This window comes from uncultured Sunxiuqinia sp., assembly GCF_947495665.1.
Lineage (GTDB): Bacteria > Bacteroidota > Bacteroidia > Bacteroidales > Prolixibacteraceae > Sunxiuqinia > Sunxiuqinia rutila.
Genome location: NZ_CANLZV010000001.1, coordinates 457,327 through 474,870 on the forward strand (window position 1 = coordinate 457,327; position 17,544 = coordinate 474,870).

Annotated in this window: 15 protein-coding genes; 10 read left to right on the top strand and 5 right to left on the bottom strand. The window is 44.9% G+C overall.

The window, feature by feature from the left end:
- The first annotated feature begins 51 nt into the window (after nt 1–51).
- From Q1A18_RS02030 to Q1A18_RS02040, 3 genes are all read left to right on the top strand, one after another.
- A complete protein-coding gene (locus tag Q1A18_RS02030; RefSeq protein ID WP_299576810.1) occupies nt 52–1,254 on the top strand; it encodes a C1 family peptidase in 1,203 nt (400 codons plus the stop codon).
- Nucleotides 1,255–1,463: 209 nt separating this feature from the next.
- Nucleotides 1,464–2,312 carry a hypothetical protein gene (locus Q1A18_RS02035; protein ID WP_299576812.1) on the top strand — a complete coding sequence of 283 codons (849 nt, stop codon included), beginning with the start codon at nt 1,464–1,466 and terminating at the stop codon, nt 2,310–2,312.
- Nucleotides 2,297–2,989 (top strand): phosphatase PAP2 family protein, encoded by a 693-nt coding sequence (locus Q1A18_RS02040; protein WP_299576814.1) that lies wholly within the window; start codon nt 2,297–2,299, stop codon nt 2,987–2,989. The genes Q1A18_RS02035 and Q1A18_RS02040 overlap by 16 nt, the downstream gene beginning before the upstream one ends.
- A 33-nt stretch (nt 2,990–3,022) precedes the next feature.
- Here the strand turns inward: Q1A18_RS02040 and Q1A18_RS02045 are convergent, their stop codons facing one another.
- The 5 genes from Q1A18_RS02045 to Q1A18_RS02065 form a co-directional block, all read right to left on the bottom strand.
- Nucleotides 3,023–5,020: a DUF4954 family protein gene (locus Q1A18_RS02045; RefSeq protein WP_299576816.1), complete on the bottom strand. Its 1,998-nt coding sequence runs from the start codon at nt 5,018–5,020 to the stop codon at nt 3,023–3,025.
- Between the two features lie 11 nt (nt 5,021–5,031).
- A complete protein-coding gene (locus Q1A18_RS02050; protein WP_299576818.1) occupies nt 5,032–5,757 on the bottom strand; it encodes a class I SAM-dependent methyltransferase in 726 nt (241 codons plus the stop codon).
- Nucleotides 5,758–5,760: 3 nt separating this feature from the next.
- Nucleotides 5,761–6,036, bottom strand: a complete 276-nt coding sequence (locus Q1A18_RS02055; protein WP_299576820.1) for a hypothetical protein — start codon at nt 6,034–6,036, stop codon at nt 5,761–5,763.
- A 158-nt stretch (nt 6,037–6,194) separates the two neighbouring features.
- A complete protein-coding gene (locus Q1A18_RS02060; protein ID WP_299576822.1) occupies nt 6,195–7,646 on the bottom strand; it encodes an outer membrane protein transport protein in 1,452 nt (483 codons plus the stop codon).
- A 54-nt stretch (nt 7,647–7,700) separates the two neighbouring features.
- Nucleotides 7,701–9,098, bottom strand: coding sequence for a hypothetical protein (locus Q1A18_RS02065; RefSeq protein ID WP_299576824.1), 1,398 nt, complete (start codon nt 9,096–9,098; stop codon nt 7,701–7,703).
- Between the two features lie 94 nt (nt 9,099–9,192).
- Between Q1A18_RS02065 and proS the strand changes: the two genes are divergently transcribed.
- From proS to Q1A18_RS02100, 7 genes are all read left to right on the top strand, one after another.
- Entirely contained in the window at nt 9,193–10,668 is a 1,476-nt protein-coding gene (proS, locus tag Q1A18_RS02070) for a proline--tRNA ligase (protein WP_299576826.1), read from the top strand.
- A gap of 75 nt (nt 10,669–10,743) precedes the next feature.
- The gene (locus Q1A18_RS02075; RefSeq protein WP_299576828.1) at nt 10,744–11,448 is read left to right on the top strand and encodes a hypothetical protein; all 705 of its coding nucleotides are present in this window, start codon (nt 10,744–10,746) and stop codon (nt 11,446–11,448) included.
- 3 nt (nt 11,449–11,451) lie between these two features.
- A complete protein-coding gene (gene pepT / locus Q1A18_RS02080) occupies nt 11,452–12,681 on the top strand; it encodes a peptidase T (RefSeq protein ID WP_299576830.1) in 1,230 nt (409 codons plus the stop codon).
- Nucleotides 12,647–14,002: a tRNA lysidine(34) synthetase TilS gene (gene tilS, locus Q1A18_RS02085; protein WP_299576832.1), complete on the top strand. Its 1,356-nt coding sequence runs from the start codon at nt 12,647–12,649 to the stop codon at nt 14,000–14,002. The genes pepT and tilS overlap by 35 nt, the downstream gene beginning before the upstream one ends.
- Before the next feature lie 254 nt (nt 14,003–14,256).
- Nucleotides 14,257–15,411 carry a hypothetical protein gene (locus tag Q1A18_RS02090; protein WP_299576834.1) on the top strand — a complete coding sequence of 385 codons (1,155 nt, stop codon included), beginning with the start codon at nt 14,257–14,259 and terminating at the stop codon, nt 15,409–15,411.
- Nucleotides 15,402–15,920 carry a hypothetical protein gene (locus tag Q1A18_RS02095; protein WP_299576836.1) on the top strand — a complete coding sequence of 173 codons (519 nt, stop codon included), beginning with the start codon at nt 15,402–15,404 and terminating at the stop codon, nt 15,918–15,920. Before Q1A18_RS02090 ends, Q1A18_RS02095 begins: the two co-directional genes overlap by 10 nt.
- A gap of 523 nt (nt 15,921–16,443) precedes the next feature.
- Entirely contained in the window at nt 16,444–17,454 is a 1,011-nt protein-coding gene (locus tag Q1A18_RS02100) for a GNAT family N-acetyltransferase (RefSeq protein WP_299576838.1), read from the top strand.
- The last annotated feature ends 90 nt before the right edge of the window (nt 17,455–17,544 follow it).

Consider the following 17,544-nt stretch of genomic DNA (forward strand, 5'->3'; position numbering starts at 1 on the left):
CTAATTGACTATATTTGGCGAACTTTTATAGAATTTATTTGATATTTACTTATGAATAATTTAAAGAAGCACTTGTTGCTGGCATTAACGGCCTTGTTAATTGTTGGCGGAGTGAGTGCACAGGAAGAGGAGACGAAAGGCTACCAGTTTACAACGATCAAAGACATACCGATTACTTCGGTTAAAGATCAGCACCGCTCCGGAACTTGTTGGTCTTTTTCAGGTTTAAGCTTTTTAGAGGCTGAAATGTTGCGCATCGGAAAACCCGAGGTGGACTTGTCTGAAATGTTTATAGTATGGCATACTTACGACGAAAAGAGCATGAAATATGTGCGCTTGCACGGAAACCTGAACTTTTCGGCAGGAGGTGCTTTTCATGATGTAACAAAGATCATTAAACGATATGGGATTGTTCCGGAAGAAGCATATACCGGCTTAAACTATGGCGAAAATCAGCACGTACATGGTGAAATGGATCGTATCCTGAAAAATCAGGTGGAAGCCGTTATTCAAAATCCGAATAAGAAACTGAGCCCGGCTTGGCGCGAGTCTGTTCGGGGAACCTTGAATTCTTACCTGGGCGAAATTCCGGCTAAGTTTGACTACCAAGGCGCAAGCTATACACCTATGAGCTTTGCTTCGGAATATACCGGTTTGGATATGGACGACTATGTGGAGGTAAGTTCGTATACGCACCATCCGTTTTACTCGAAATTTATTATTGAAGTTCCGGATAACTGGATGTGGGATGAAGTGTACAACGTGCCTTTGGATGAGTTGGAAGCAATCATTGACAACTCCATCGAAAACGGGTACACGGTTGCCTGGGCTGCCGATGTAAGTGAAAAAGGATTCAGCACCTCGAAAAAAGGAGTGGCTGTTGTTCCGGCAGTAGACAAGCAGGAAATGAACGATGCGGAAATTGCCCGTTGGGAAGAAATGTCGGAATCAGAAAGAAACAACCAACTGTATAGCCTCGAAAAACCGGGTTCGGAAAAGATAATTACACAGGAAATCCGCCAGGAAGCTTTTGATAATTATCAAACCACCGACGATCATGGAATGTTGATTGTGGGTACAGCAAAAGATCAGAATGGAACGGTTTATTACAAAGTAAAAAACTCTTGGGGTGAATACAATGTTTACGATGGATTCTTCTATGCCTCGAAACCTTATGTACGCTACAAAACAATGAGTATTATGGTACACAAAGATGCCATTCCGAAGAGTATCCGAAAGAAATTAAATCTGTAAAGAGAAAAAGCTCCCAACACCATGGGAGTTTTTTTTATGTCTTTTGTTCGGCGATTCTTATCTTTGGCTTTTCATTGGTACCGGTAATGCACAAGCTGTCCTAAATTAGATTTTAGGCATAGTCCGTGCAAACATAAACGTAACTAAAAACAAATCAGGGCCGTCAATTCATGAAGCGTTGCTTACTTTTTATATTAACTTGTTTTTTCGTGGGAAGTATTCATGCGCAGGAAGATTGGTCGTGGTGGAACGAAACGCACGGATGGGAGCCAGGGATGCCGGGCTGGCGAAGTTTTTTGATTATTAGTCCGGGCTATTTGGGACCCAATGCTTTGCCAGTGCCATCGTTGACCAAAGGTGTGCTGGAAACCGGCAAAAGCTTTACCCTGAGTGCTGATTTTCATTTTCGAAGTGGCGATCCGACTCAAAACATGGCCGGACGTTTTTATTATTCGTTTTCTGATCGGATTGCCATTGAGTTGTATGGCGTGCTTGTGGAGCACTATTCCATGTCGGACGAAGTGCGTGATGAGCGTGCTGCACGCGACCGTGATGGCAGAGGCCTGGCTACCGGCGATCTGTATTTCTCCACCTTGGTTCAGCTGGTGAAAGGAGAAGCTTTTCCAAACACGGTTTTGCGGATGACCGGTAAAACAGCATCAGGACGCCGCTACGATGCTGCACGCTATACCGATAGTCCAGGGTATTATTTTGACTTGAGCTTTTCAAAGGAAATCCCGTTTCAGGGCAATCAATGGCAAGGACTCCCGTTTGCGTCGGTGGGCTTTTACTCCTGGCAAACAAACGATATGGACAACTTGCAAAATGACGCCTTCCTGTATGGCGGGGGAATGGAGTTGAGCAATGAAAAGTGGACATTTACAAATTCGTTAAGCGGCTATTCCGGCTACAAGAATGAACGGGACAAACCCATGGTTTATACCCTAACGGTGAAGCGGGAATTGAAAAAAAACGCCATCCAGTTTCAGTACATGTATGGAATACGCGACTGGCAATATCAAACATTTAAATTGGCTTATTCATGGCAATGGGAATAAAACAGACTGTTACTAATTTATATCGCAGCAAAGGGTTTACGGGTTTTTTGTATGCCTATGGCGTATTTCTGGTTCTTGGGATCATCGTTTTTTTAACCACCCAACATGGAGATGTTGTTTTATTTCTGAATCGCTATTCCCGAATTGAATGGGATGGTTTTGTTGAGTTTCTGACTGACCTGGGGCTGGGAACTTATGTGGCCGGAGCCATGGTGCTTCTGCTGTTCTGGAAAATTCGCTATGGCCTAACCGGCCTGGTAACACTTGGGCTGGTGGGTATCTTTACCAACTTGCTGAAAAAGGGTGTGTTTGACGAGCGGATGCGCCCGTTCAATTATTTTTACTACGATGATTTTCACCGGTTTATTTATACGGCGGAGCTTAATTATCATTACAGCTTTCCTTCGGGGCACACCATGACTATTTTTGCAGCCATGAGTTTGATGGCTTATTTTGCCGGGAAAAGATGGATTGGCCTGCTGTTTTTTGTGCTTGCTTTAAGCATTGGATTTTCGCGTATTTATCTGTTGCAGCACTTCTTTCTGGATGTGTATGTTGGATCGTTTGTTGGCGTTATTTGCACCGTTTTGGCCCTAATGCTATTGAATGGTCTGCTTCGACTTGACCGTTACGCCTGGTTCGAAAAGCCGATCCACCGTATTCGATTTAAAAAATAAGATTGGAGCACGATATGGAGAGGTTTAGCAGAACTATTCGATTGTTCTGCTAAGCTGCTCAACTACCCGTTTCCCCAAGGCTGTTTTTCGGTCAATATGGTTGAGTGTTTCTTTCACAAAATCATTGCTCTCGAATTTGCCGCGTACATTTTCAAAATCCAGCTGTTTGGTTTTTTGATCTCCGTCTGTGCCAAATCCAGTCATCGATTCGAGCCGGAATTCTTTTTTGGCATCCAAGTAAAGCATCTTGTCAATCTCCACAACACTTTGCAGCCATTCGTTAATTAGCTGAATGATATCTTCAACCGAGAAATCAGCCAAAGGCTTGTCAAAGTAATGGGCGATAAACTCTACCGTCCAGTTCCATTCGTAATTGTAATAGTTGTCGTGTAAGGAATAGAAAATAGCTTCAATATCCCGCAGCTGGTTGATGCTTCCATCTTCTACGCCATTGAGCAACGCAGTTATTGAGTGTTTGGGGGCAATCAATCCGGCCAGGTCAATCCAACTTCCGGTGCCGGTTTTAGAATCCGGCTCTAAACATACTTTTACATCCTGACGTGTTTCCAATGTGCAGGAATTTAACCGGGTAATGATTGAGTTTCCGATGAACTTCAAAATAGCCATATGGTAGAGCTCCATTCCCCGGATAAGTGCATGACGCCTGATTTTGGTGTTATTGTAGGAATAGAAATCGCTTGTTTCTCCTGAAATACGTTGAATTTCCTTCAGCTTTCTTATGCCTTTGGCCATTTTATGAATGGTAAACGGACTTAATAAGTTGAAGTTGACATGATCCATTTTTACCGGGTCTGTTCGCTTGTCCCGTTTGGGCCATTTCAATACGTCGCGGATGGTGCCAACACTTTTCAGGTTTACTCCGGGAATCAGCCAGCTTTCATCTTCATGTTCGATGAGGTAGGAGAAAGGCATGTCGGAAGTGTCTGAGTTTTTATAGTGACGGCCCATAACCAAGGTGAAAGCCCCGATTTTTGCCGGCCAAAGCAGGTACGAGTCGCTGGTTGTTTTTGAGCCACGCTCCATTATTCCATGATGGATGGGGCCTAACTTGTACATGTGGTTGCTTTGGTTTGATCCACTGCCTGCATTACTGAATGAAAACATGCCGGCAATCAGCAGGGTCGACTTATGGTGGGTAACCGTATAGGGGCCGGCAAACAAAGAACAGGCTTCGCCATGAAAGCCCTGAGAATTGGCAAAAAACAGCGAATTCTCGGCCGAATACTGCGTGCCCAGCCGGCAGCCCTGACCAATAAAGCATTTGTTGACAACAGCACCATCGGTCACTTGCGAGCCCGAAGAAATGATAAAGTCCTTCATAAGCACTTCATGCCCAATTTCCACCGGAGCCTCAGGCGTACTGTTTATCGAACCGTTTTCCAGCTTGCTGGCGCCATCAATCAGCGTGTGCGGACCAATTTTTACATTTTTGATTTCGCGGCAGTTGCAAATACTGGAATGACGACCAATAAAACCGCGGTCTGATTGAATCGTACTGGTATATTCTTCAATCAGCTTTTCCAGTTGCTCATTAAAAATACGACGGTGTTTATAAAAAGCCAGCATATAAGCCAGGTGAGCCGAAAGCTGATCGTAAATCATAACTTTTCGCCCGCCGGTTTCGTCTAAAACCGATACCTGCAGTCCATTGCCAAAAGTTGAAACTCCGTCTACTGCCAGCAAATCAGTATTGTCAATCACAACATGGTCTTCAATGTTGTAGTTGGCAATGTAGTTTTTAATTTGATTGACAAACACATTATCGCCCAAGGTGCAGTTATGAAAGTGTGCGTGGTAAAGTCCACAGGGTTTTTCAACTTGTCCGAAAAAAGTCATGGATTCGTTGAAAATACCGAGTTGGTTTTTACCGGAAAAATGGCAGTTCCTGACTCGCATGGGGTCGAAGCCGTCCTTAACGGTAATGTTAGTCCACATGTCGGCACTGGTGTTGTTTTTTTCCAGTTGATGAATTTCTTCTGCGGTTAATGGGCGGTAGGTTATGTTTGTCATGCTGTGGTCGTTTAAAATGTGATTTGCGCCAGGTAATCAAAGTGGTCTCCTTTGAAAATCTGTTTTACCCGAAGATTATTCTGTCTCGCTTTTTCTTTCAGCAAATCGGGATCTACATAAAGCCATGGGAATTTATGGCCTTTTTGGTTTTTATATTCTGTTTGAAACGTTAATTCTCCGTAATATTTTTCTGCAGCCAAGTCAATCAGGGCTGAACCGTCTTCATCGGTATACAAAAAAATGAGGTCGGAAGAATCGATTAAAATCTGTCCTTGCGGGTGCAGCAAGCTTGCCAGTTTCTGGAAGAGTTCATCCAGGCGGCTTAAAGTTCCGGCAATACCGGTTCCATTCATTAGCAGAAGAATGGTGTCGAATTGTTGCTGTGGCAACTGAAAAAAGTCCTGGTGGATAACGTTCTTAATTCCCCGGTCATTCATAACCTTACAGCACAAAGCGGATTGCTCCAGGGCGGTTACTTCATGCCCTTTGTCTTGCAAATACAAGGCATGGCTTCCGCTGCAGGCACCCACATCTAAAATACGGCCATTGGCCAGTTGAAGGGCTTTTTGTTCCAAAGGCGGCATTTGCTTGAAACCACGAAAAAAGTAAGAGGGGAGCACCTCGTCGGGATCAAAATCTTCCGAATGAATAAGGATCGGTGAATTGTCACGATGGTAGTGATAATTGAAAACACCCAGTGATATGGGGTCTTCATCAGAATAATTTAATGGAGCCATTGCTTATTTTAAAAGAGATAATTCGGGCTCAAATTTAAAACAAGTTTCCTGTTTCTGCGAATAAATGTAGAAACCTTCAAATTGGCCTTCTCCAATAATAAAGATTTTTAAGTCGGGATAGGCTTTGGAAACTTCCTTGACTTCGTCGAGGTTGATGTTTTCTTTCTGGAGCCATTGCGACGTGCTGAATTCTCCTAGTCGAAGCCGGATGCCCAATGCATCAGCCTCTTTGAGACGTTCAAGCGATTCTTGATAGTTTATTTCTTTGAAATTGACCATCTTTTAGTTTTGGATGAGTTAATCAATTTACGACATTTTCCTTTTTCGGGGGTAACATGTCGTAAACTTTTTATAAACAGAATGGAAAAGCATACGAATAAACATGAAAAACGCCGGAGATTCCGGCGCTTTTCATATGCTGGTATATTAATTCTTTTTTAGAATCGGAAACCTACGGTCATAATTACCTGATCGTTGGTGATTTTAAATCGGCCTAAATCAGAGCCGCTGTAAATTTCCGCGTAATTTTTATCTAAGCCATGTTTGTAAGCCACATCCAGGAAGAAACCACCCTGACGGAAACCTAGACCTCCTGAAATTGTTGATGAGTTTGCATCAGAGGTATCCATGGTTGTCGACTGGTAATTGCTGCGGATTGGACTCGGATAGTACTCGTAACCTCCCCGTAAGCTAAATTCTTTGGATAAGCGGTATTCTGCACCAACGTGCAGGTTGCCCACTGCTTTGTAGGCTGCTTTGATTTCCTCATTCTCATCAAAGAAGTTGTAGCCATCACCACCATCGTCTAACTTGATGGTGGAAAAATCAACATATTCGTAGTCTACGCTGATGATAGCCGATTTTCCGATAACGTAAGCTGCACTGAAAATGGCTTTCATTGGGGTAGTTAAATCGTAGTCGTAATCACCCAAGGGGGAGAGGGCCGAATACTCGCCATCACCGAAGTTGACCGATGAATACATCGAATTATCGAAGCTGTCATGCATGCGGTAGAAGGTTGGCGTGTGGAAGGCCAGCCCTAAGCGCAAGGCATCAATCGGCTTGTAAATCGCACCAAGCTTAACATTGAATCCTGTTCCTGTAGTTCTCAGGAAGGTATTGAATGTATAGTCATTGAAGTCGATTCCGTTGTCCATAGATTCAAAAAGACTTGTATTTTCTTTGAATTCAACATTATGAATTCCGACAGTGGCTCCCAGGTAAAAACGGTGGTTGAAATTGGCTGCCATCGAAAGCAGGAATTCATCGATATGTCCTTTTTGGGAATAGGATTTACGCTGGTTTTGTCCGTAGCCTTCATTTTCAATAACATTGAAATACCCCAAATCATCTTCATGTAATAAATAGGTTTCCCAGGCCAGGTCTTCATAATAATCACTCCAGACATTGTTGTTGGCATTGGCCGTGAAATCATCAAGTAAGGACGAGTTGGCATTGCTGGCTTCCACCATGCGCTTCATATCGAAGTTATTCAGCCGGTTATAACCTACGCCAAAGCTAAATCCAACCACGGAGCCTCCCGCACTCTGATCATTTCCCCAATTGCTGATGTAGCCAACATTGGGCAGACCAATCGTGTATTTGGAGTCAGTCGTTGCTTGATTCAGGTAATTGGCTTCGACAGAAGTTTTTCCAAACGAAGGTGTGAAAACAAATTCGCTACTGCGGTAAACTCCCAAGCCCGCCGGGTTGATGCTGGCTGATGTAAAATCGCCCCCCAAGGCTCCAAAAGCATTTCCCATGGCAACTGAGCGAGCTGTTCCTTGAATGCGATAATCAGAATAACGTAAGCCATCAACCAGGTTTTGTCCTATTGCTGTTGTGCCGAATAAGAGCAATCCAGCAAGTATATATTGAATTTTTTTCATAACTGAATAAAATTAGATAAACACTTCTAGTTATAATTTAATAAGTTCTTACTGTTAGCGTCTTCCACTACCACTTGAGCGTGATGATGAGCTGGAAGAACTGCTTCGGCTGCTGCCACTGCTACTTGAGCGTGAAGGGCTGCTGTAACTACTGCTACTGCGCGAAGGGCTGCTGTAGCTGCTATTGCTTCTGCTGCTACTTCTGCTCGGACTTGTTGCCCGGTAGCTTGACGTACTTGTACGGCTCGATCCTTTGCTGTAGGATGAACTCGAGCGATACGATTTTTGGGTATTGCTTGAGCTACTCTTAGGAGCCGTGTACGTCCTTCTCGAACTACTACTTGTGCTTGGCTTGCTGTAAGTCGAAGTCCGGGGTTTTACGTAATTGGTGCTGTTGTAGCTCGAGCGGGTAACCGTACGCTGCTTACTGTAGCTCGGCGTGTATGTTCGCTGTTGCGTTGTTGTCGATCTTCTGACAGCATTGTTTGAAGAGCCTGTTGTTGAGACTCCTCTTCTACCAGAGGAACTTACCTCTCCTGATGTCGTTCTCCGTCTTTCAAGAACGGTTGCATTTTTTGTGCTACCTCCATCGGTGGTTCGTCTGCTAATGCTGTTTGCAGAAGATGAGGTTGATCTGCGAGTGACACCTACATCCTGTGTTGAGCTTCTTTTTAGACGCGAACTTCCATCGGATGAAAGCCGGGTTCCTGAAGAAGATCTGTCCGAACGGGCAACATTGCTGTAGGATGACCGACGATGACCGTACTGATAATTGCTTGAATCGTAGCTGGGGTAATACGGGTAGTGCGGGTCTCCCCAGTAGCCTCCATGACCGTGATGGTAGTGAGGCCATCCCCAGGAGTAATAAGGATCATACCAGCCGAATCCCCAAGAGAAATGAGGACCGTACCAGCCGCCACCCCATGGACTGTAGTAGCCATAGTATCCACCGTAATAAAACGGATCGTAGTACCAAGGATCATAGAAAAATGGATCATAGTACCAGCTGTGGGCATAATAAGAACCATAGAAAAATGGACGATGGAAACGGTAGATCCGGGATGTGAAATTCAGATCATCCGCATCGTAATAATTGTTGATGACATAGTCGATGTCTCCATCATTTTCATACCTAGTGGTATCGGAGCCCATCAATTCCATGTTTTCCATGTCGTAAACCAGTCCGTCTTCGTATTGTGCATCATCCTCGAAAATGTAATTTTTCAGGACTTTGGATCCGTCTTCATTTTCTTCCAGCTCGCTAACGATCTGTTGTCTTGAAACCACTTGGGCGTTGCGCTCATTGGTGGCCGGAGCTTCAACAATAGCGGGAGGCGGAACATCACCTGGTGTAAAGTAGATGTCATCGTACCTGTCGGTTACGTATGTCCCGGTGGTACATGCACCCAGTAAAAGTGCGAATGCCGAGAGAAGTGTAACTTTTGCTTTCATAACTTGACCTCCTGTATCTTTAAAAATAAATTATTTACTTTGTAGCTTCAAAATTCAATACAAAAGAAGCAAATACCATACCAAAACAAAAGATATGGCTAAAGAATTAACTTCAAGAAGTGAAAATTATTCTCAATGGTACAACGAATTGGTTGTAAAGGCCGATTTGGCTGAGAATTCTGCGGTTCGCGGATGTATGGTTATTAAGCCTTATGGCTATGCCATCTGGGAGAAAATGCAAGCTGAATTGGACCGGATGTTTAAAGAAACGGGCCATGTCAATGCGTATTTTCCGCTGTTCATTCCTAAATCGTTTTTTAGTAAGGAGGCTGATCATGTGGAAGGCTTCGCCAAAGAGTGTGCCGTAGTTACGCATTACCGCTTAAAAAATGACCCCAATGGCAAGGGTGTGGTGGTGGACCCGGATGCGAAGCTGGAAGAAGAATTGATTGTTCGACCTACTTCAGAAACCATTATTTGGAACACCTACAAAAACTGGATCCAGTCGTACCGCGATCTTCCAATTTTGTGTAACCAGTGGGCCAACGTGGTACGCTGGGAAATGCGCACCCGCTTGTTTTTGCGCACCGCTGAGTTTTTGTGGCAGGAAGGGCATACGGCTCATGCCACCAAAGAGGAAGCGTTGAAAGAAACAGAAACCATGGTGAATGTTTATGCTGACTTTGCCGAGAAATTCATGGCTGTTCCGGTCATCAAGGGAGCTAAGTCGGAGAATGAACGTTTTGCCGGAGCCCTGGAAACATACACCATCGAAGCATTGATGCAGGATGGAAAAGCGCTGCAGTCGGGAACTTCACACTTTTTAGGTCAGAATTTCGCGAAAGCATTCGATGTGAAATTTGCCAATCGCGATGGGAAAGAAGATTATGTGTGGGCAACAAGCTGGGGAGTATCCACTCGTTTGATGGGTGCTCTGGTGATGGCTCACTCCGATGATAACGGCTTGGTGTTGCCTCCGAAGCTGGCTCCTTTCCAGGTAGTTATTGTTCCTATTTACCGCAAGGAAGAGCAATTGGCCGAAATTAACGATAAAGTGGATGAGGTTATTGCCAAACTGAAAGCCAAAGGTATTTCGGTGAAGTATGACAACCTGGATACGAAAAAGCCCGGCTGGAAATTTGCCGAATATGAGTTGAAAGGGGTGCCTGTTCGCTTGGCTCTTGGGCCGCGCGACCTGGAAAATGGAACCGTTGAAGTAGCACGCCGCGATACGCTGACCAAAGAGGTTGTAAGCCTGGAAAACATCGATGAGTATGTAGCCAGTTTGTTAGAGGATATTCAACAAAATATTTTCCAGAAAGCCCTGGATTATCGGGCTGCTCATACAACTCCGGTTGACACCTATGATGAGTTTAAAGAAGTGTTGACCACCAAAGGAGGATTTGTGCTGGCACACTGGGACGGAACTCCGGAAACAGAGCAAAAAATCAAGGAAGAAACCAAGGCGACGATTCGTTGCATTCCGTTTGATGGCGAAAAAGAAGAAGGAAAATGTATTTATACCGGAAAACCTTCTTCGCAACGGGTGTTGTTTGCCTTAGCGTATTAGATTTTTCGTAAATCATGATAAAAGAAAGCAGTCAGTTTTGGCTGCTTTTCTTATTTTTAGAGAAAATCTAAAGCCATGGCAAAATCGGAAGCAAGACCCAAACCCAAGGAAAATGACCAGAACTACGAACTGATTGTAGCCAAGTCGAATATTAAACAACTGGCGTATACAAACACGTTTAGTTCGTTCAATCTGTTGAAGGAAGCTTTGAAAGAGCTGGTTGAAGAGTTTCGCAAAGGGCTTGAGGGTAAAGTGCCGGCTGAAGTGTTGCCTGTTTTTATTGAAAAAGGACCTTTTGAGGCCGAGTTTCAGTTGGCTGGCGACTTGCTGGTGTTTAGCATGCACTCCAATGTTTTTGTGTTTAACCGCGAGCACCCGATCTGGAAGATTGATTACGTGAAGGACAATCCGCTCAACTCCTATTGTGGAATCATTCACATCTATAATTTCTTGTCCGACTCGTTTAAATACAACCGGCTGCAGGATTTAGGCTACCTTATTGCGCGGATTTTCATTAACCAGGATAATCACTTTTTTGTTGAAGGGAAAAGACAATCTGGCGAGCTGGTGAAAGACTTTGGCAGCGATGTGGTGACCAAAGAGGTGTTGCGACAAATTTTGGAAACAGCCATTAAATATGCCGTTGATTTCGATTTGTTGGTTCCTCCCTATGATCAGGTGAAGATTGCTTCGGTGGAACAGATGAAAGATGAAATCAGCCATTCAAAAATAATAACCGGCAAACGTGTTGGTTTTAAGTTTAACTCAGATGATATTTAAGATATGGAAAAAGTAATTGATCGATTTATTCGGTATGCCAAAGAGTATACCACTTCAGATCCAAAAAGTAAAACCTTTCCCAGTACCGAGCGTCAGCATCATTTTGCCGACAAGCTGGTTGAGGAGCTGAAAGCTATCGGCATGCAAGAGGTGGAGAAAGACGCCAACGGTTATGTGATGGCCACCCTTCCGGCCAATACCGATCAGCCGTGTCCGGTGGTGGGCTTTGTGGCTCACATGGATACTAGCCCCGACTTTTCTGGCGAAAATGTCAATCCACAGGTGCGTAACTACGAAGGTGGCGACATTATTCTGAATGAGAAAGTGAAATTGTCTCCCGAACAGTTTCCGGACTTGCTGAACTATGTGGGACAGGAAATTATTACTACGGACGGAAGCACTTTGCTGGGAGCCGACGATAAAGCAGGCTTGGCCGAAATTATGACCGCCATGGATTATCTGATTCAAAATCCGGAGGTGAAGCATGGAAAAATCCGGGTATGTTTTACGCCAGACGAAGAAATTGGCAAAGGGGCCGATCATTTTAATGTGGAGCATTTTGGAGCGCAGTTTGCTTACACGCTGGATGGGGGTGAAATGGGCGAATTGGAATATGAAAATTTCAATGCGGCCATGGCCACAGTTGTTGTTAACGGACGAAGCGTTCATCCGGGTGCTGCCAAAAATAAAATGATTAATGCCATTGTGCTGGGGAATGAGTTTTTGAGCATGTTGCCTGCCCAGGAGCGCCCGGAGCATACCGAAAAGAAAGAAGGATTTTTTCACTGTGTTGACTTTCAGGGAGGGGTGGACCGAACCAGCTTGACCCTGATTATCCGCGATCATGACATGGCCTTGTTTGAGAAGCGGAAAACCTTGGTGACCAAAGCTTGCGAATACCTGAATGCGCAATATGGCGAAGGAACAGTCGCTTTGGAAATGGTGGATCAGTATTACAACATGCGCGAAAAAGTAGAACCCGTAAAATATGTGGTTGACCTGGCGGAAGAAGCCATGCGTGAATTGGGAATTACACCATTGATCAAACCCATTCGCGGAGGAACCGATGGTGCCCGCTTATCGTACATGGGACTGCCTTGCCCCAATATTTTTGCCGGAGGCCATAACTTCCACGGACCGTATGAATATGTGCCTACCAAATCGATGATTAAAGCCGTTGAGGTAATCATTCGGATTAGTGAAAAAGTGGTCAAGCTGGGCAATGCTTCCTGATTTGAAAAACTATATCGCCACGGAGCAGTTGTTGCTGCCAACCGACCGACTGGTGTTGGCCGTTAGCGGTGGGTGCGATTCCATGGTCATGCTTGATTTGTTTCGGCAAATGGAGCATGACTTTGTGGTGGCGCATTGCAATTTTAAGCTGCGCGGAGCGGAGTCGGATGGAGACGAAGTGTTTATGCGCGATTACTGCGGGGAGCACGGGATCGAATTGTATGTAAAAACCTTTGAAACTAGGGAGTTCGCCTTGCAGGAGGGCATTTCCATTGAGATGGCTGCGCGCGAGCTGCGTTACCAGTGGTTTTACGAATTGCTGGATACGCTGAAATACGATTATGTGCTGACAGCTCACCATCAGGATGATTTGGTGGAAACCTTGCTGATTAACCTGAGCCGGGGAACCGGGATACGGGGTTTATCGGGCATTCACCCCAAAAAAGAGCGACTGGTTCGTCCTCTGTTGTTTGCTTCGCGGGAACAAATCACCAGCTACGCGGCTGAACACCAATTGCCTTATCGTGAAGATTCGTCGAACCAAGAGTTTGTGCACCAGCGCAATTTGATCCGGCATAAAATTTTGCCTTTGTTTGAGGCAATCAACCCGGCATTTAAAGCCAATGCGGCCAAAACAGCGGCCATTTTGAAAGACACCGAACAGGTGTATCAGGCCAAAATTGAAGAAGAAAAGGCAGCCTTTATTTCCCGCGAGGGCAGCCAACAACTTTTTGATATTGCCTACCTGCAGCAATCGCCGTTTGCCGAAACACTGCTTTTTGAAACCTTGCATCCGTTGGGCTTCAATGCCGGGCAAGTGCATGAAATTTGCCAGGCGTTTACCGCTGATGCCGGAAAAGTATTTTATTCGGAAACACACCGGCTGGTAAAAGACCGGGAGGCGTTTATTCTGAGTCCGAAAACAACGGACGACTTATCGCGGTTCTACATTGAAGCCGATTGTCTGGAGATGGCCGAACCTTTTGCTTTGCAGTGTGAGAAGCTGGTGCGGGACGAGCATTTTCAGTTTTCGCGAAACCCGGCCGTAGCCGATCTGGATTTTGATCTGTTGGAGTTTCCACTGGTACTCAAGAAGTGGGAGCAGGGCGAGTATTTCCAGCCCTTGGGGATGAGCGGCTTTAAAAAGCTGAGTGACTTCTTTATTGATCAGAAGTTTTCCATTCCGGAGAAGGAGAACTGCTGGATTTTGTCCAGCGCCGGCAAGGTGGCTTGGATTATGGGGCACCGAATCGATAATCGCTTCAAGATTACCAAAGATACCCGGCATGTCTTTCGCATACGAATGACTTCAAAAGCATAAGCAACCAAGCGCAAAATCATCTGTTTTTGCGCTTTTTTCTTTTCTACAAGCCGATGTCAACCCCAAAATCCCAACATCTAGGGATTGTGACAGCCAGCCTCAGCAAGTACTTTCGCAGTGTTAATCTAAAACGATCAGGACGAGATGTTAACGGAGCTTGCCGGGAAGGAGTAATCCTGAGTGATTGGCGCAGCGTCGTTTTAGTTTTATCGCAAAGAATTCAAACACTTATCATGAAAAATTCGACTATGAAAATGAGATGGTTACTTGTGTTAATGCTGGCTGGGACTTCAGCATTTTACGCTAACGGCCAAAACACGGCTGACAAATTATTGGAATCGGAAGACCGGTTGAGTATTGGAGGGTATGCACAGATCGATTACAATCAGCCTTTGTCATCTGATGTACACCAAAACGGGAATATGGACATCCACCGGCTGGTGATGATGTTCGCGTATCGGTTCAACGAGCGTACCCAGTTTGTTACCGAAATTGAATACGAACACGTTTCGGAAGTTTATGTAGAGCAGGCATTTTTGAACTACCGGATCAACCCTTGGCTGAACTTTCGCGGTGGACTGCTTTTAATTCCGATGGGGATTATTAACGAATACCACGAACCGGCGACTTACAATGGGGTGGAGCGTCCGAATCTGGACAGTAAGATCGTTCCTTCAACCTGGCGCGAAATTGGGGCCGGATTTACCGGAAACATTCAGAACCTGAACCTGAAATACCAGTTGTATGTGGTGAATGGTTTCAAAAGTTACGACGATGGCGGCATTCTTCGCGGATCGGATGCCTTGCGCAAGGGACGCCAGAAAGGGGCTGAGTCAATCTTCACGCATCCCAACTTATCCGCCAAGTTCGATTACTATGGTGTTCCGGGCCTGAAGCTAGGACTGAGCGCTTATTTGGGAGAAACCCAAACCAGCCTGTATGATGGCATTGCCAAGGATGACGTGGCGATGGAAGCCATGGCCGACTCTTCGGTGATTGGCTTGAATATGGTAGGGTTTGATGCCCGCTACTCAACCAACGGCTGGGTGTTTAAAGGGCAGCTGAACTATGCTTCGCTGAACAATACCGATGAGTACAATGCCTTTACCGGCAAAGATTTGGGCAGTGGCTTGTTTGGCTACTACCTGGAAGCCGGATACGATTTGTTGAACCAGAAGGATACCGAGCAGAAACTGGTTCCATTTGTGCGCTACGAAAAATACAACACCCATCAGGATGTTGAGGGAATTGCGAAAAACCTGGCTTACGACCGGAGGGATATTACGGCTGGTATTGGCTGGTGGATGGCTCCCGGCGCAGTCTTAAAAGCCGACATGCAATGGTTCGGCAATGAAGCTACTGATGATTTTGATACCCAGTTAAACCTTGGAATTGGGATATGGTTTTAAGAAAACTTAGTATAGCAATGCTTGGCTTGTTGTTTGTCGCAACAAGCCAGGCCCCGCTTTTTGGAGCAGATGATGCCGGCTCTAAAAAGTTGCTGAAGCTTTTGAGTAAAGAGCTTCACCTGGAGCGTTCGGAACTGTCGGTTGAACCACTGGAAAACACCTGCCTGCAAAGTGAGTTTGTAGAAGATGTTTCGCGTGTTTTTCAGGGCGATAAAGCCATCGGTTTTGTGGTTTCGGCCGTGGGGAAGGGGCGTTACGATAGTTTTAACTACTTGGTTTATTACAACGAAGACCGGGAGGTTGAATTGGTGAGTGTAACGGCTTATTACTCCGACCATGGCAACGAAATAACCTCCAGGCGCTGGCTGCACCAGTTTAACGGTTACGATGGCGGCGACCTGGATTATGGCGACGAAGTGCAGGCCATTTCCGGTGCAACCCTGTCGGCAAGCTCCATTGCCAAAGGCATTCGCGAAATTACCATGCTGTTGCAGGATTGCAACTTTTAGTTCACTTCAATTAAAGGACGATTTAGCACTTCCTTACTTCGTGTGGCGCTTGGCCAAGCTTTAAGCTGCAAGCGCGTTTGTTCGTGCTGGATTTTGTCCGTTTCTGAAATTACTTTCGGTTTATATTGTTCGGGTTTATGGGCGTAATAGCTGCTGCCAGGTTGCGGATTATGGGCGAAATTGGCTGTTGGAACCCGGATCAATTCCCATTGTTTCGCTCTTGAACAGGCTTGATATGACCTCTTTATAATCGTTCCAAATAAGTTTTATTCGCAAAAATATACTGATAAATATTGTATTTTGCATACGCTAAAAACGAACCATAGTTTGAAAGCGTGGATTTAGGTCCAGAATTCAGTTATACCTACTCTTCTGAAAACATGATGTTAACGAGGATGGCTCCTGGAGGCTTTCAATAATAGTCGTTCAAAAATAGCGGGCAATCAGAATAGGCAATGTGCGGTTGAACAAGCCAGGCTAGTTTTGTAGCAATAGCATATCGGGGTATTTAAGTGAATAAACTATGAAAATATTAGAAGTTGCCTGGGAGAACATCTTAGTTGGAGTAATAACTGGTGGATTTATTGGAATCATGGCTTACCTGAAAAACTGGTATGCCAATTTTAGAATAGAAAGTAAGTTTCCTATTGCCGGAAGGTATTTGAGTAAGTTCGAGGATGAAATTGACGGGAATACGGTTGTTGTTTCTGCTCCTGCAGTTCTAAAGCAAAAGGGGCGGAAAATTTATGGTGAGACGTCCTTGCCTGACGATAACCGAAAATGGATCATAGATGCTGAAATCTCAGCAGGCGGTCATATTCATGGCGTATATTATGCCGAAGACCCGCATGACAAGGGGATTGGTAATTTTTTCTTATTCATCAATTATAAAAAACATATGGAAGGGCTTTGGTCTGGTTTCGATTCGATTAATCAAAAAATTACCTCAGGGCGGTATTCGTTTGTTCCTGCGCTGGAGGACTTGCAAATTAAGGATGTTACCCGGTTGGAGTTAGCGCGCGTAATTGAAATAGCAGATAGTGAGTTGGGAAAAGATTACCTGGATGAAGGAATTAAAGATCAGATTTCACGACCCAATACCTTGTTCCGGGTGGCTGTTTCCAAAAAGGAAGGTATTTTAGGATTCTGCTATTCTTATATCTTAACGCCCGAGGAACTGGATGAGCAATTTGAATTAGCCGATTTTCCAAAGTCATTAAAAGTGTCTTCAAAAATAGCCGTTCTGAAGACGATTGCAGTAAAGTCGATTCACCAAGGAAAAGGAGTGGGAAGCATTCTGATGGACGATGCGCTGGAATTGTATAAGCAAAATCAGATTGAGTCCGTTATTTGTGTGGCCTGGAAAAGTAAGAATGGTGTGAACATGGGCGGGCTCATGAATCTGTATGATTTTAACCTGCACCAGGAGATCAATAACTTTTGGAAAGAGGGAAGCATCGAGGAAGGGTATTCCTGTCCGGTATGCGGAAACCCCTGTCACTGTTCGGCTTTAATCTATACCAAGACCTTGTAAGTTTGTGCCGCCGCATACTTTCTTCGTTTGAATAAGGCTGATTCACCCATTTTCCCCATTGAAAAAACAAGGGTTCGGCCTGCCCAAATC